Origin of the sequence: Dolichospermum flos-aquae CCAP 1403/13F (assembly GCF_012516395.1) — a bacterium.
GTDB lineage: Bacteria > Cyanobacteriota > Cyanobacteriia > Cyanobacteriales > Nostocaceae > Dolichospermum > Dolichospermum lemmermannii.
The window spans coordinates 556,235-571,243 of record NZ_CP051206.1; the positions used below are offsets into that span (position 1 = coordinate 556,235).

General features: G+C 37.6%; 14 protein-coding genes and 3 pseudogenes. 13 read left to right on the forward strand and 4 right to left on the reverse strand.

Going from position 1 to position 15,009, the window contains the following annotated elements; all coding sequences use genetic code 11:
* Positions 1-172 precede the first annotated feature (172 nt).
* The 4 genes and pseudogenes from HGD76_RS02965 (at position 173) to HGD76_RS02980 (ending at position 3,077) form a co-directional block, all read left to right on the forward strand.
* Positions 173-901 (forward strand): vWA domain-containing protein, encoded by a 729-nt coding sequence (locus HGD76_RS02965; protein ID WP_168694915.1) that lies wholly within the window; start codon positions 173-175, stop codon positions 899-901.
* A gap of 244 nt (positions 902-1,145) precedes the next feature.
* Positions 1,146-1,406, forward strand: a complete 261-nt coding sequence (locus HGD76_RS02970) for a hypothetical protein (protein WP_233467020.1) — start codon at positions 1,146-1,148, stop codon at positions 1,404-1,406.
* A gap of 189 nt (positions 1,407-1,595) precedes the next feature.
* Positions 1,596-2,759 (forward strand): annotated as a pseudogene (locus tag HGD76_RS02975) (WD40 domain-containing protein); the annotation flags it as partial.
* A 111-nt stretch (positions 2,760-2,870) separates the two neighbouring features.
* On the forward strand, positions 2,871-3,077 hold the full coding sequence (locus HGD76_RS02980) for a barstar family protein (protein WP_168694917.1): 207 nt from the start codon (positions 2,871-2,873) through the stop codon (positions 3,075-3,077).
* 453 nt (positions 3,078-3,530) lie between these two features.
* Here HGD76_RS02980 and HGD76_RS02985 read toward each other — a convergent pair whose 3' ends face one another.
* Entirely contained in the window at positions 3,531-3,743 is a 213-nt protein-coding gene (locus HGD76_RS02985; RefSeq protein WP_233467021.1) for a type II toxin-antitoxin system VapC family toxin, read from the reverse strand.
* Positions 3,744-3,923: 180 nt separating this feature from the next.
* Between HGD76_RS02985 and HGD76_RS02990 the strand changes: the two are divergent.
* A pseudogene (locus tag HGD76_RS02990) lies at positions 3,924-4,415 on the forward strand (ISAs1-like element ISAsp2 family transposase); the annotation flags it as partial.
* 297 nt (positions 4,416-4,712) lie between these two features.
* Here HGD76_RS02990 and HGD76_RS02995 read toward each other — a convergent pair.
* Positions 4,713-5,135, reverse strand: coding sequence for a type II toxin-antitoxin system VapC family toxin (locus HGD76_RS02995; RefSeq protein ID WP_168694918.1), 423 nt, complete (start codon positions 5,133-5,135; stop codon positions 4,713-4,715).
* On the reverse strand, positions 5,132-5,560 hold the full coding sequence (locus HGD76_RS03000) for a type II toxin-antitoxin system HicB family antitoxin (protein ID WP_168694919.1): 429 nt from the start codon (positions 5,558-5,560) through the stop codon (positions 5,132-5,134). Before HGD76_RS03000 ends, HGD76_RS02995 begins: the two co-directional genes overlap by 4 nt.
* Positions 5,561-5,783: 223 nt before the next feature.
* Between HGD76_RS03000 and HGD76_RS03005 the strand changes: the two genes are divergently transcribed.
* Together HGD76_RS03005 and vapC are read left to right on the forward strand one after the other, a co-directional pair.
* The gene (locus HGD76_RS03005) at positions 5,784-6,089 is read left to right on the forward strand and encodes a barstar family protein (RefSeq protein ID WP_148762328.1); all 306 of its coding nucleotides are present in this window, start codon (positions 5,784-5,786) and stop codon (positions 6,087-6,089) included.
* A gap of 359 nt (positions 6,090-6,448) precedes the next feature.
* Positions 6,449-6,898: a type II toxin-antitoxin system tRNA(fMet)-specific endonuclease VapC gene (gene vapC, locus HGD76_RS03010; protein WP_168694920.1), complete on the forward strand. Its 450-nt coding sequence runs from the start codon at positions 6,449-6,451 to the stop codon at positions 6,896-6,898.
* A 116-nt stretch (positions 6,899-7,014) separates the two neighbouring features.
* Here vapC and hisIE read toward each other — a convergent pair whose 3' ends face one another.
* Positions 7,015-7,665 (reverse strand): bifunctional phosphoribosyl-AMP cyclohydrolase/phosphoribosyl-ATP diphosphatase HisIE, encoded by a 651-nt coding sequence (gene hisIE, locus HGD76_RS03015; protein WP_148762322.1) that lies wholly within the window; start codon positions 7,663-7,665, stop codon positions 7,015-7,017.
* 137 nt (positions 7,666-7,802) lie between these two features.
* Between hisIE and hemL the strand changes: the two genes are divergently transcribed.
* The 6 genes and pseudogenes from hemL to HGD76_RS03040 all read left to right on the forward strand — a co-directional run bounded on the left by hemL (position 7,803) and on the right by HGD76_RS03040 (position 14,655).
* Positions 7,803-9,101 carry a glutamate-1-semialdehyde 2,1-aminomutase gene (gene hemL, locus HGD76_RS03020; protein ID WP_148762320.1) on the forward strand — a complete coding sequence of 433 codons (1,299 nt, stop codon included), beginning with the start codon at positions 7,803-7,805 and terminating at the stop codon, positions 9,099-9,101.
* Positions 9,102-9,496: 395 nt separating this feature from the next.
* A complete protein-coding gene (locus HGD76_RS03025) occupies positions 9,497-11,101 on the forward strand; it encodes a serine/threonine-protein kinase (protein WP_168694921.1) in 1,605 nt (534 codons plus the stop codon).
* A 334-nt stretch (positions 11,102-11,435) separates the two neighbouring features.
* Positions 11,436-12,632, forward strand: a complete 1,197-nt coding sequence (locus tag HGD76_RS03030; RefSeq protein WP_168694922.1) for an ABC exporter membrane fusion protein — start codon at positions 11,436-11,438, stop codon at positions 12,630-12,632.
* A gap of 117 nt (positions 12,633-12,749) precedes the next feature.
* The gene (gene devC, locus HGD76_RS03035; RefSeq protein ID WP_210967780.1) at positions 12,750-13,925 is read left to right on the forward strand and encodes an ABC transporter permease DevC; all 1,176 of its coding nucleotides are present in this window, start codon (positions 12,750-12,752) and stop codon (positions 13,923-13,925) included.
* A 256-nt stretch (positions 13,926-14,181) separates the two neighbouring features.
* A pseudogene (locus HGD76_RS26175) lies at positions 14,182-14,373 on the forward strand (hypothetical protein); the annotation flags it as partial.
* A gap of 21 nt (positions 14,374-14,394) precedes the next feature.
* Positions 14,395-14,655 (forward strand): DUF2127 domain-containing protein, encoded by a 261-nt coding sequence (locus HGD76_RS03040; protein ID WP_233467022.1) that lies wholly within the window; start codon positions 14,395-14,397, stop codon positions 14,653-14,655.
* Positions 14,656-15,009: the final 354 nt, after the last annotated feature.

The window sequence follows — 15,009 nt, forward strand, 5'->3', positions numbered from 1 at the left end:
AATGCTATTAGCAACGTTATCCATGATATTGGGAAAGAATAAATATGAAACTAAATATTTAGACATTATGGGTATTGATTCCGTACAAGCATCCATGTTAAGCTATGTAATAATAAGTAAAATCTAGTTTATACATTTTGCATCTCACCTTGATTAATCAGGAGTATCAAAAATGCCAGTAGGTTTGCCTGAATTCGTGGAAAACCCAGAAAATCGTTGTCCGGTAATTCTCTTGCTTGATACTTCTGGCTCAATGTCAGGACAACCTATACAGGAGTTAAATAGAGGTTTGGCGGCTTTCAAGGAAGATGTGATGAAAGATGCTCAAGCCTCTTTAAGTGTAGAAGTTGCCATTGTCACCTTTGGACCTGTGAAACTGACGCAAGATTTTGTCACTATAGACCATTTTACACCGCCCAAGCTAGAAACAGAAGGTGTCACACCAATGGGTGAAGCCATTGAATACGCTTTGGATTTATTAGAAACCCGCAAACAGACTTATAAAGATAACGGTGTCCATTATTATCGTCCTTGGGTGTTTTTAATTACCGATGGTGCACCTACAGATTATTGGCAAGGTGCAGCGCAAAGGGTGAGGGAAGAAGAAGAACAGCGCCGAATGTTGTTTTTTACTGTTGGTGTTCAGGGTGCAGATATGAACAAACTTAAACAAATTGCACCTCGTCCTCCAGTAATGCTGAATGGCTTAGATTTTCGCTCTTTATTTCATTGGCTTTCCACTTCCATGAAACGGGTTTCTAGTGGCAAAGTAGAGGAATATTTGCGAGAAACAGATAAACCAGAAGATGATGATCAATATGTGATTGATTTTCTCAATTCTGAAAGGTTAAATTCTCGTACTGATGATGATAAAACTTTGCTTTTGTGTCTCTTTGAATAGGATGCAATTGGTATGACATGAATTTATGCTAGAAATGGCTTATCTGTTGGCTTCAACACCCGCCCAGAAATGAATTTCCGGGCTAATAGCTAAAGTAAACTGAAGTTTACTAAAGAATTTGCAGATCATTTAGTCATCTTTAGATGACTTTTGCTATTAGCAAGGAAATTCATTTCCTTGCGGGTTTTATGTTTTACCAGGAATACCATTTGATATTTATTTCAACCCATCTAATTAAAATTATATGACAGTTTTTACCTGTGCCATTACGGGAAAATCAATTACTCTGTTGGGTAAAGAGATTGCTAATAGTGGTGAAGCGAAAATTTGGCGAACTAATCAAAATGGTTATTTAGCGAAAATTTACCATTCTCCAACACCTGAACGGGTGCAGAAGTTAGCGGTAATGATAGCAAATCCACCCACAGAACCAAATTCCCATCTTCATCATGTTTCCCCTGTCGGGCTTTACCTTCAATTATTGATACAGATTCTTTTCAGGTGATAAATCCGAAAAATGGTAAGGTTTATAATTGTTTAGTTGGTTCTGAGGGATATACTCCACCGCAGGGCAAACGCACCTAAATTCTGTAATCCATGCCCAGCAAGGGTTTTAACTTTTAGTTACAAAACTTAACAATCGTCAAAACCTTTGTCCAGTAAGCATTCTAAAAATAAGATGCGCTTGCCCTGTACTCCACCGGAACTGATTGGCAAAGATTTTGATAGTATTGAGCAAACGGAAGTACATGATAGATTCCGGTTAGGAGTAATTATCTATCAATTATTATTTGGTGGTAATAATCCTTTTCAGGGAAAGTGGACAGGTACGGGGGAAATTCCAGACATAAATGAACTTATCTGTCAGGGTTTATGGATTAATGGGTCAACTAATTTAATTGCAGCAGTAGCAAGAACAATTCCCCTGGAGATTGTTCATCCAGAGATTCAGCAATGTTTTCTGAGATGCTTTAATGATGGGCATAAAAATCCTAATTTCCGCCCTACGGCTAGGAAGTGGTTGGAGGCGTTAAAAGTAGGGAATGATAGGCTAACTATATGTGGCAGGGTAGATAGTCATTACTATAGCCGAACTTATGGTAAATGCTATTGGTGCGATCGCTCTACAAATCTTGGTGTTGATATTTTTCCTGGAGTTGTTAAAGCAAAACCATCTGTTGTGGTGGAATCAACATCACAACCACAAGTTATTAGTAATAGATTCATAGGAAACCTCCTACAAACCCTCTCTGGTCATTCTGACTCGGTTTGGTCAGTAGCATACAGCCCCGATGGTCAAACCCTGGCTAGTGGGAGTGATGACAAGACTATCAAACTGTGGAATGTGAAAACGGGAAACCTACTGCAAACCCTCTCTGGTCATTCTGACATGGTTATTTCAGTAGCATACAGCCCCGATGGTCAAACTCTGGCTAGTGGGAGTTATGACAACACTATCAAGATATGGGATGTAAAAACAGGAAACCTCCTACAAACCCTCTCTGGTCATTCTAGATCGGTTTGGTCAGTAGCATACAGCCCCGATGGTCAAACTCTGGCTAGTGGGAGTTGGGACAACACTATCAAGATATGGGATGTAAAAACAGGAAACCTCCTACAAACCCTCACTGGTCATTCTTCCCCGGTTAGCTCAGTAGCATACAGCCCCGACGGTCAAACCTTGGCTAGTGGGAGTGATGACAAGACTATCAAACTGTGGAATGTGAAAACGGGAAACCTACTGCAAACCCTCACTGGTCATTCTAACCCGGTTGTGTCTGTAGCATACAGTCCCGATGGTCAAACTCTGGCTAGTGGGAGTAGTGACAAGACTATCAAGATATGGCGGTTAAAGTAGTCATTGATAGGATTTTATTAGCAATGGTCTATTTTATCATCCTGTAAATCCTTTAATCCTGGACATCCTGATTCAGACAATTTTACTAACCTATTTCCTCATCATAAATCTATGAATCATAAAGTTTTTTATCTTGATGGTAAAACAATTAATAACAAACAAACATTTTTAAAACAAGCTGCTGAAGCAATGGAATTTCCTACATACTTCGGTGCTAACTGGGATGCTTTTGATGAATGTATCACCGATTTAACATGGTGTCCGGCTCCAGGGCAAGCGCATCTTATTTTTAGAATGCTTACTGGACAAAGGTTTTGACGATTGTTAATTTTTGTAACTAAAGGTTGAAACCCTTGCTGGGCATGGATTACAGAATTTAGGTGCGTTTGCCCTGTGTCCGGCTCAAAGATATGTCATATCATAACATCATGCTGATATCTTTGCTCAAGCTGAACCGACACAGTACCAAATAGCATTGGATATTTTAAATTCAGCCAAAGAATACTGGGAAGCTAATAATATTCCTCTCAAGTTTTTAGTTATTAACAAATAGGTAAAATTATATTTTCACTATTTGGAGATTGTTGGTTGTGGTTGTCAGAATCAGGATAACCAGGATTTAAGGATGTACAGGATTGTAGTTTGTAGATTTTCTGTAAATGTTTAATGATTATAAATTATGATTTAGAGAAAAATATATTTTCTATCATTCACAAAAACCTATATTTTCTAAAAAACATCCTGTTAATCCTGGTAATCCTGATTCAGACATTATTCACTAATACTCCAATCTTCTAAACGCAAATTAGGAACTTTTTCAAAATCTTTAAAATTACGAGTTACTAAAATCCCCTTGACTGATAATGTAATTGCAGCAATGCGTAAATCTTGAGTACCAACGCGGATTTTTTGCTTAACTAATTCAGTGTAAATATTACCCGCAGCTTCGCTAAAATGTAGGACATTTAGACAGGGGAAACGCATCTAATTTTTTTTGACAAAATGTAACTTCTATGAATAGATAAAAAGGGCAGTATTACCATGTTAATATCAAGCCAATAAATGAGTATGAAGAAAATTTGATGGTAAATTCGTTTCTATAAGAATCAATAAAATGAGTTGAAGTGGTATTCTCAATAAAACTAAAGAGACAAAATTCACAAAATGAAGCTACCACCAAAAATCACAATAGTAGATCACTTTAAAGATTTAGAAGATAAAAGAGTTGAGAGAACAAAAAGGCATAAATTAATAGATATAGTAACCATTGCGATTTGTGCAGTGATCTGTGGAGTAGATAGTTGGGTATTGATGGAGGCTTATGGAAAAAAGAAAGAAAAATGGCTAAAACAATTTTTAGAACTTCCAAACGGGATTCCATCTCATGATACATTCGCCAGAGTATTTGCGAGAATAGATCCGCAACAATTTCAGAATTGTTTTTTGAGTTGGATAAAATCTATCAATAAAATTACAGAAGGAGAAGTCATAGCAATAGATGGGAAAACATTAAGGCATTCATATGATAAAGGAAAGGATAAAGGTGCGATTCACATGGTAAGTGCATGGGCAACTAGTAATAAATTAGTATTAGGACAATGTAAAGTAGAAGAAAAGTCAAATGAAATAACAGCCATACCGGAATTAATTAAAGTAAATGTCGCTTTAACCGTGCCATCTTCTTGATTTTCAATTAACACATCATAAGTTAACTTGGGTGCAATTGTGGAAAGAGCATTTTTAACAGCTAAAATCATGATATTTTTACTCTTCTAACTCTGAATTAATTATAACACAATACTTGAAGAAAGTTAAAATTATCATCTACATGATTTTAAGATTTATAGAATTTTATTAGCAATCGTCCATTCTATATTTTATCATCCTGTTAATCCTTTAATCGGTGGACATCCTGATTCAGACAAAAAATATCCTGAAAATCCTCAGAGTAAATTAATTCTCTAGCTTCCTTAATAAAGCCACAAAACCAGCTTGAACAAAATGAATATCAGCCGTTACAGCATAAATTAAACCCTGTTCTTTCATAACAACAAATGAGATACAATCTGTTAGACCCCAACTTTTATCTTGACGACTGTGATAAAGTTCCAGCGCACCCATAAGAAGCGGTGTATCTACACTGACAACTTTGATATTATCTGTTTGATAACACTGATTAATAAACTGAACTGATGCTGTGCGGTTCACTGCACTTAAAGCATTACCAACTTCTATTAAAATGGCTTCTGTTACCCATACTTCAACGGCATTTTTCACCCTTGGTAATAATGCTTTTGCTTGAGTATGGTATTGATCATTCTTATTTAGTAGAGCCTGAATAAATACCGTATCTAAAAATAGTCTTTCCTGATTCATTCTCTGATCTCATTGTCCTGTTTAGGATTACCATATAAATAAAAATCATGTTGACTTGACCAATCACTTGGTGCTTCAATAGTTCCTGTTAATGCCTCTAGCACATCCCAAGCATTACCTTCATTTTTTATATCTTCTAGTGATTCAGTAAACAGAGGATTATCCTTGTGCATTCCTGAAAATTTCAGCCAAGGATGTTCTGTTTTATCTGGTTCAATTTCTAAAGTTACTATTTCTGGTTTTCGTGCTTGAAAAAGCTGAATAAGATTATTTAATGCTTCCTCTTTATTCGCACCTAAACCTTGACATTCTGGTAAACTTAATAATGTCGCTTTCACAGTGCCATCTTCTTGGTTTTCAATTAACACATCATAAGTTAACTTGGGTGCAATTGTGGAAAGAGCATTTTTAACAGCTAAAATCATGATATTTTTACTCTTCTAACTCTGAATTAATTATAACACAATACTTGAACAAAGTTAAAATTATCATCTACATGATTTTAAGATTTATAGATTTTTATTAACAATCGTCCATTTTATATTTTATCATCCTGTAAATCCTCTAATCGGTGGACATTATCTTGACTTCGCTCGATAACCACCTGATTCAGACAATTTTGCTAACCTATTTCCTCACCATAAATCTATGAATCATAAAGTTTTTTATCTTGATGGTAAAAAAATTAATAACAAACAAACATTTTTAAAACAAGCTGCTGAAGCAATGGAAATTCCTCCATACTTCGGCGCTAACTGGGATGCTTTTGATGAATGTATCACCGATTTAACATGGTGTCCGGCTCAAAGATATGTGATATTATATCATCATGCTGATATCTTTGCTCAAGCTGAACCGACACAGTACCAAATAGCATTGGATATTTTAAATTCAGCCAAAGAATACTGGGAAGCTAATAATATTCCTCTGAAGTTTTTAGTTATTAACAAATAGGTAAAGTTACATTTTCACTATTTGGAGATTTTTTGTTGTGGTTGTCTGATAGCGTAGCGTGGCGCAAGCCATATCAGGATAACCAGGATTTTAGGATGTACAGGATTGTTATTTGTAGATTTTCTGTGAATGTTTAATGATTATAAATTATGATTTAGAGAAAAATATATTTTCTATCATTCACAAAAACCTATATTTTCTAAAAAACATCCTGTAAATCCTCTAATCTTGGATATCCTGATTCAGACAAATAACATCCTGTGAATCCTTAAATCCTGGATATCCTGATTACGACATTAAACTTTTAACAAATTTATGCTAAAATAATTAACTAAGCACCATTAGGATATTTTCCAATTATGCAAGTAACAATTGATTTACCAGATAAATTAACAACGAAAATCATAAATCAATTACTAGATACGAATGTTTGTATCATGTATCTCAAGGGTAAATCTCTCAGCATTAATCATCATCTTGATAATTTAGAACCTGAAAAAATTGCGGTTTGTTCTGTAGTCAAAGCTGAATTATTTTATGGTTCTATGCGTAGTAATAATCCTCAAAAAGCCATAGCTGTACAAAAAATATTCATAGAACAATTTGTTTCTTTACCTTTTGATGATGAATGTGCAGAAAATTATGGCAAAATTCGCGCTGATTTAGCAAATTCTGGAACTCCTATTAGTTCAAATGATATACAAATTGCTTCTATTGCTTTAGTTAATAATCTAATTTTAGTTACTCACAATGTCAGGGAATTTAAACAAGTTAAAGGGTTACAAATTGAAGATTGGGAAATTGTCTGATAGTGTAGCACAAGCTATATAAAGTTACCTTTTCACTATTTGGAGATTTTTTGTTGTGGTTATTCTGATATGGCTTGCGCCACGCTACGCTATCAGACAATTATTCATAAATTCGCCTATTTCCTTCTTTCTTGCAACTTCCGATAAACTGCTTTTAAATCAACCTGATGATGCGCTAAGGCTACAAGAGTATGATAAAACAAATCTGCAACTTCACCAGCAATTCCATCGGCATCATCATCCTTACAGGCCATGACTACCTCCGCACTTTCCTCACCAATCTTTTTCAAAATCTTATTATCACCACCAGCCAATAACTTGCAGGTATAAGAATCTTCATTGGGGCGATCGCGGCGATCGCAAATTACCGCAAACAATTGTGATAAACTATCCCCTGGTGGTGGTGTCACCGTGCCATCAACCTGATGAAAACAACTACGTTCTCCAGTATGACAAGCTACATCACCCAACTGCTCCACCCCGATTAACAGAGCATCACTATCACAGTCATAACGAATAGTTTGTACCTTCTGAATATGTCCAGAAGTCGCGCCCTTGTGCCAAAATTCCTGCCGGGAACGACTCCAAAACCAAGTTTCCCCAGTGTCCAAAGTCCTTTGCAACGATTCCCGATTCATCCAAGCCATCATTAACACAGTTCCATCCAAATAATCTTGGATAATTGCCGGCACTAAACCCTTGTCATCGTAGCGAATTTTTTCCACAGGGATAGCAGATGAAAGCGATTTCAGTTCAGAAGAAGACATACCAGTTAATTTACAATAATTCTTTGACTCAAGATACCATTTTCAGCTAATCCCATACCAGAGAAATTCACAAGCAACTTTTCACCCTATCCTAAGATAGAAGCTCAATTTTAATCACCACCTCATAGGAGATACCCTTGGTAAACACCACAATTAAAACCACAAAATCACAAGAAATCTTTGCTGCTGCTCAAAACCTGATGCCCGGAGGAGTCAGTTCTCCCGTTCGCGCTTTTAAATCCGTCGGTGGACAACCCATCGTATTTGATCGTGTTAATGGCGCATATATTTGGGATGTAGACGGCAACAAATACATTGACTATGTTGGGACTTGGGGCCCCGCTATTTGTGGTCATGCTCATCCAGAAGTCATATCCGCACTACACGCAGCCCTAGATAAAGGCACAAGTTTTGGCGCTCCCTGCGCTCTCGAAAACGTTTTAGCCGAAATGGTCATTGATGCCGTTCCTAGCGTCGAAATGGTCAGATTCGTTAACTCTGGCACAGAAGCTTGTATGGCGGTATTACGCCTGATGCGAGCCTTTACAAATCGAGAAAAATTGATCAAATTTGAAGGCTGCTATCACGGACACGCAGATATGTTCCTGGTCAAAGCCGGTTCTGGTGTTGCTACCCTGGGTTTACCCGACTCCCCAGGAGTACCAAAATCCGTCACAGCCAACACCTTAACCGCGCCTTTCAATGATTTGGAAGCCGTAAAAGCCTTATTTGAACAAAACCCCCAGGAAATCGCCGGAGTTATTCTTGAACCCGTAGTTGGTAACGCTGGTTTTATTACCCCTGATGCTGGTTTCCTAGAAGGACTACGGGAACTTACTCAAGAATATGGGGCATTATTAGTATTTGATGAAGTCATGACAGGCTTCCGCATTGCCTACGGTGGCGCACAAGCTAAATTTGGTGTTACCCCCGATTTAACTACAATGGGTAAAGTCATTGGTGGTGGTTTACCCGTCGGCGCTTATGGTGGCCGCCGTGAGATTATGTCAATGGTTGCCCCCGCAGGCCCAGTTTATCAAGCTGGGACTCTTTCCGGTAATCCTTTAGCCATGACAGCGGGAATTAAAACCCTGGAACTACTCAACAAACCCGGTACTTATGAGTATTTAGAAAAAATTACCAAACAGTTAGCTGATGGATTGCTAAAAATCTGTGCAGATACGGGTCATGCTGCCTGTGGTGGTCATATTAGTGCCATGTTTGGGCTATTCTTCACCGCTGGACCTGTGCATAACTATGAAGATGCCAAAAAGGCTGATACAGCTAAATTTGGTCGTTTCCATCGCGGAATGTTAGAGCATGGTATTTACCTAGCCCCATCTCAATTTGAAGCTGGTTTTACTTCTTTAGCACATACTTCCGAAGATATTGAACAGACATTAGCTGCTGCTAAAGAGGTGCTATCTAATCTGTAAATAGGTAAGATGCAAGGGTCACCAGTGACGATTAGTGTTATACTATTTGTCACAGGAAGGGTAATCAACCTGTCTAAAAACCTAACTGCCTAATGGCTTTTCTGTACCTTGACAATTAAATCTATGCGGTTCTACTGCATTGTTCTAGTTTCCTCCTAGTAGTCTGTCAAGATAAAAATGATGGACTGTAGTGTGAGCGTCTCGCTCACGCGGGCAAGACTTGTACTGAGCTTGTCGATAGCGCAGCGTGGCGTTAGCCATAGTATGCCCGCATTACCAAAAACCCGTCAAAAATAAATTTGACAGACCACTAGTTTAAGTGGTCTCGTTGAACCAAGAATCCCCGTGTCTTTAGACCGGGGAGTGTCAATCATCGTGCAATGAGTTAATAGTGCATGAGCTACTGCGTAAATCCGACTTGTCCCGATCCCAAAAATTCAGCATCTGTTCAAACTTGTCAAGCTTGTGGCTCGCAATTATTGTTGCGTGATCGCTTTCGGCCGATGAAACCAATTGCTCAAGGTGGTTTTGGGGCAACATTTTTAGCAATAGAAGAAAAGCTGCCAGGGAAAGCTCCTTGTGTAATTAAGCAATTACGTCCATCAAGTACGACTCCGTACATATTAAAAATGGCACGGGAGCTATTTGCCAGAGAAGCGGAAACTTTAGGTAAGATCGGTAATCATCCGCAAATACCCAGGCTGCTGGACTATTTTGAAGATAACAATCAATTTTATTTAGTTCAAGAATATGTGAGCGGTTTTACTCTCCAGCAAGAAGTGAAAAAAAATGGAGTTTATAGTGAAACCGGAGTCAGACAATTTTTAAGTGAAATCATGCCCTTGCTGCAATATATCCACGAGCAACAGGTAATTCACCGTGATCTTAAACCAGCTAACTTAATTCGTCGTTCTCAAGATGCCAGATTGGTACTAATTGATTTTGGTGCTGTCAAAAACCAATTTAGTCAAGTCACAACCAGTCAATTAGAACAATCAGCTTTAACAGCTTATGCGATAGGGACTCCTGGTTTTGCACCCCCAGAACAAATGGCGATGCGTCCGGTTTATGCCAGTGATATCTATGCAGTAGGAGTGACTTGTATTTATTTGCTGACTGCCAAAATTCCTAAAGATTTAGAATACAATCCCACCACAGGGGACATGATGTGGGAGCATCTGGTAGACATCAGCGACCATTTGACCAATGTATTGAAAAAAATGTTGGAGGTAACAGTACGCAATCGCTATCAGGTAGCACAAGACGTACTCAAAGCTTTGGACATGGAGCCATATTTAGATAGTTTAGCCCAAGGATTACTATCCAAACCCTCCGGCTCTGCATCAACACAGAACAATTCAAATTCTGGTATTGATTCTATTAATTATACTCGTGCTAACAATGATGGTGTAGCAAAATTAGCTGCATCTATTCGAGCTAGAAAAGACAAGACACCAGGAGGAATGGAATGGAAACATGGACAAACTCAGGGTGGAGAATTTGCATCTAAATCAGCCCCAAAATCAGCAGCTAGAGATGTAAATTATCATGGTGATCCATTCGCTGCGCGAACATTAGATTCCCAAAGTCTAATAGCAGCCTATGAAAAAGGACGACGAGATTTTGCTGGCTACAATTTTATTCGCTTGATTGTGGTTAATTCTAACTTATCAGCAGCTAATTTTTATGCTGCTCAATTTCATAAATCCAATTTTCAAGGAACTAATCTTCACAATACCGACTTTGGGAGAGCAAGTTTAAAAGAAGCAAATTTCAAAGATGCGGATTTAAGCAAGGCTTATTTTAGTAATGCTGATTTAGAAGCAGCAGACCTCAGCGGTGCAAACCTCAGCCGAGCTTATCTCAGTCAAGCTAATCTGCGGGGAGCTAATTTGTCTGGAGCTAATCTTACTGGTGCTAAAATAACTGATGACCAATTGGCTGTAGCTAAGACCAATTGGCTCACAGTGCGTCCAAATGGGAAACGGGGTTTGTTTTAATTGATAAAACTTAAACTGTCAGTATTCACGTTTTTTATCTCCCGCAGAGTCGTCAACAGAAATTAAGAGTGAATTTAAATTAAATCATTTTGTCGAAAACATACTATTTTTATTAAAACTGTCATTGGTTAACCATCTGACTTTCTATTCTGGCATATTATCTCTAAATGTTCGTTTCTGTCAAAAATCTAGAATTGATTTGTCATCTGTAATGCAATAAATTGACTAAACCGATTTTGTCTAGATATACATTTTTAGGTTTTCCAGGATTGCGTTTTCTACCTCATATTTTTCATTAACTAATTTTGAAACAGCACTGAAAAGGTATGCAGTTGTGCAAAACCACAAGCTACAAGGTTCATTATCTTCTCAGTCTATTCTCCGATTAGCTATAGCTATTGCTATGCTGGCATCTTTATCTGTGGCTAGTATTAGTGTTTTTATTGTCCTAAAATTTCGGGATATAGATAATCAAAAATTAGCAACTGCTGCGATCGCAATACCAGAGATAAAAACAGTCACAGCCCTAGGTAGAATTGAACCAGAGGGGGAAGTAATTAAATTATCAGCACCTGTATCTGGAGAAGGAAGTCGAGTCGAAAAGATATTAATTCAGGAGGGAGATATGGTCAAAGTAGGACAGACAATTGCTATTTTAGATAATAGCGATCGCTTGCAAGCAGAATTAACAGAAGCCAAGGCAGAAGTGAGGATAATTCAATCTAAAATAGCTCAAATTCAAGCAGGTGTTAAACAAGGAGAAATTACGGCTCAAAAAGCGATAATTGACAGATTAGCTGTAGAAAGTCAAGGTGATATTGATACTCAAAAAGCAACTCTAGAAAAATTGCAGGCAGAATTACTCAATGCTGAATCTGAAAATAAACGTTATCAAGAATTATATACAGAAGGGGCAATTTCTGCGTCTCAAAGAGATAGTAAAAGCTTGAATGTAGAAACGGCTAAAAAAAGTCTTGAAGCGGCACAATCACAATTAAAAAAGCTGGAATTAAGTAGCCAACAACGAAAAAAGGAAGCTTCAGCAACACTAGATCAGATTTCTGAAGTTAGGAAAGTAGATGTAGAAGCTGCAATAGCCGAATTAAATCGGGCAGAAGTATTAGTGAAAAAAGCTACTATTAATCTCCAGAAAGCTTATGTAAAATCTCCTCAAAATGGACAAGTATTTGAAATCCATACCCACCCAGGAGAATTGATTACTAATAATGGCATTGCTGACATTGGTAAAACCAGTCAAATGTATGTAGTTGCTGAAGTTTACGAAAGTGATATTACCAAAATTCTCCAAGGTAAACAGGTGCGGATAGTTGGTGATATTTTTCCTCAAGAATTGCAAGGAAAAGTAGAAAGAATCGGTTTACAGGTAAGAAAGCAAAATCTCACTAATACAGATCCTTCTAGCAATATTGATAACAGAATAGTCAAGGTTCATATCCGATTAAATACAGCTTCTAGTCAGCAAGCAGCTAAATTTACTAATATGCAAGTTAAGGTAATTATTAGTCTTTAGTCAGTGGTCAGTTGTCAGTAGGGGCGAAGCATTTGGAAGATAAATTATCGGTCATTGCCAGAAATAGTTCTCCAAATGCTTCGCCCGTACAGTTGTTAGTTGTCAATTATCATTCCTATGATTAGTATTTTTCAACAATTTCGACGACGAACTCCTTTGGGTTGGTTGCAACTTACTCATGAAAAAAGTCGTTTATTCGTAGCAATATCAGGTATTGCTTTCGCTGATGTTCTTATGTTTATGCAGTCAGGCTTTCAAACTGCTTTATATGACAGCAATACTAGATTACATCGCAGTTTACAAGCTGATATTATTCTCATTAGTCCCCAAGCCCGTAGTTTACAAAGTATGTCTATTTTTTCCCGGAGACGACTTTATCAAGCAATGGACATACCGGGGGTGAAATCGGCTGAAGCTATGTATTGCAATCATATTATTTGGAAGAATCCCCAAACACATTTGGAAACTGGAGTTTTAATTATTGGGATAAATCCAGATCAACCAGCTTTTGATTTACCAGAAATTAATCAACAATTACAGAAGATTAAATTACCAAATACAGTTTTATTTGATCGGGCAGCCAGAGGGGAATATCAACAAGCAATAAAGAAAATTCAAGAAGGTAAAACTGTCACAACTGAAATTAATGGTAGCACAATTACTATTGGTGGTTTATTTAAACTTGGTGCTTCCTTTGCCGCTGACGGTAGTTTAATTACCAGTGCAAATAATTTCTCCCAAATCTTTGCCAGGCAGCCTACAAGTAGTGTGAACATCGGTTTAGTTAAAATCAAACCAGGTTATAAAACTGACCAAGTTGTTGCCCAATTAAAGGCTTATTTGAAAGATGATGTTAAGGTTCTCACTCATCAGGAATTTATTGAATTTGAAAATAACTTTTGGAGTAGCAATTCTCCCATTGGGTTTATTTTTAATCTCGGTGTATCAATGGGATTTGTGGTTGGAGTAATTATTGTTTATCAAGTTCTTTCTACAGATGTTAATGCCCATTTGCGAGAATATGCAACCTTTAAAGCCATCGGATATCGTCATTTTTATTTACTAACTATTATTTTTGAAGAAGCTTTAATTTTAGCAGCTTTGGGATTTTTCCCAGGGTTAGCCGTATCTTTAGGACTTTATCAGCTAACCCGAACAGCGACAAATTTGCCCATGTATATGACCATAATTCGTGGTTTACAAGTGCTATTATTAACTATAATTATGTGTGCTATTTCCGGAGTAATTGCTACTAATAAACTCCAATCTGCTGATCCTGCGGATATGTTTTAATTGCTAGTTTACTTGCTTTCGTATTGGCAGCATATTACAGCACTTCCCGGTGTTATGAGGTACATATCTAGCGGGCAAGACTTGTACTGAGCAAGCGATGCCCTGAGCCTGTCGAAGGGTCGAAGTATGCCCGCACTACAAGAGTTTCATGATTCAACCTTGTACCTCATAAGAGCGGAAACCGCTGTATTATACCCAAATTTCCCAAGTTATCTTGTTTTGGGTAGCATTTGTTCTGACTTGACCATTTGGGGCAACAGTGGGGGATATTCTCACCAAACCACATGAGAAAAGCGGACTCGGTTATGCTACTATTGGCTCGTCTATAGTCCTGCTGTCAATACTTGGAGTCTGTGTTCTGTTGACAACTATCAAACCGAAAAGCAAGGGTTTTACACACCCTACTTATTTTTATGAAGGATACAAAAATCAAACCGAATTTCTATAAATCATCAATAATCAAAATTTAATGTATAAAAAGCGTCCTCCTGGTTTAGTGGCAATCGTTATCTATAAGGGATTTGTTGCTTTACTATTAGCGGCAACATCCCTCGTTTTACTTTTAGCTTTGAAAAATCATGAAGCTCTAATTATGCTCTCTCAATCCTATGTTTTAGAAGGAAAACTGGAGATAATTGAATGGCTTTTAGAAAAAGTCATTAATATCAAAAGTTCAACTTTAAAATTTAGTGGTATAGCTGCGGAAATTTATGCTTTAGAGGATGTTTGAAAAGTGGTATTCCGTAATTTTTATCACATTGCTACCCCCCTTTCCCCTTGTAAAGGGGGGAAACAATAAAAATCCAGTTCCCTCCCCTTTACAAGGGGAGGGTTAGGGTGGGGTAAAAAATATTTGATACATCAACCATAACTTTTCAAACACCTAACCCCCCTACCCCCCTTCCCTGCAAGGGAATGGGGGTTTTAAAGCCTCTCCCCTTGCAGGGGAGAGGTTTGGAGAGGGGTCAGTCTATACATTCAAAACTTTTCAAACACCCTCTTAGTTTTCATAGTTAATATAGCTGTATTATGGTACTTAATTAGACATTTCTCTAAACATTAGTTAAGCAAAAATGCTGATAAT

Bases quoted from the DNA above. Each gene is read 5' to 3' on its own strand.
- HGD76_RS02980 (WP_168694917.1), top strand. From the start codon at position 2,871: ATGAATCATAAAGTTTTTTATCTTGATGGTAAAACAATTAATAACAAA.
- vapC (WP_168694920.1), top strand. From the start codon at position 6,449: ATGCAAGTAACAATTGATTTACCAGATAAATTAACAACGAAAATCATA.
- hisIE (WP_148762322.1), bottom strand. From the start codon at position 7,665: ATGTCTTCTTCTGAACTGAAATCGCTTTCATCTGCTATCCCTGTGGAA.
- HGD76_RS03025 (WP_168694921.1), top strand. From the start codon at position 9,497: ATGAGCTACTGCGTAAATCCGACTTGTCCCGATCCCAAAAATTCAGCA.
- HGD76_RS03000 (WP_168694919.1), bottom strand. From the start codon at position 5,560: ATGATTTTAGCTGTTAAAAATGCTCTTTCCACAATTGCACCCAAGTTA.
- HGD76_RS03005 (WP_148762328.1), top strand. From the start codon at position 5,784: ATGAATCATAAAGTTTTTTATCTTGATGGTAAAAAAATTAATAACAAA.
- HGD76_RS03040 (WP_233467022.1), top strand. From the start codon at position 14,395: ATGTATAAAAAGCGTCCTCCTGGTTTAGTGGCAATCGTTATCTATAAG.
- devC (WP_210967780.1), top strand. From the start codon at position 12,750: ATGATTAGTATTTTTCAACAATTTCGACGACGAACTCCTTTGGGTTGG.
- HGD76_RS02965 (WP_168694915.1), top strand. From the start codon at position 173: ATGCCAGTAGGTTTGCCTGAATTCGTGGAAAACCCAGAAAATCGTTGT.
- HGD76_RS02995 (WP_168694918.1), bottom strand. From the start codon at position 5,135: ATGAATCAGGAAAGACTATTTTTAGATACGGTATTTATTCAGGCTCTA.
- HGD76_RS02970 (WP_233467020.1), top strand. From the start codon at position 1,146: ATGACAGTTTTTACCTGTGCCATTACGGGAAAATCAATTACTCTGTTG.
- HGD76_RS02985 (WP_233467021.1), bottom strand. From the start codon at position 3,743: ATGCGTTTCCCCTGTCTAAATGTCCTACATTTTAGCGAAGCTGCGGGT.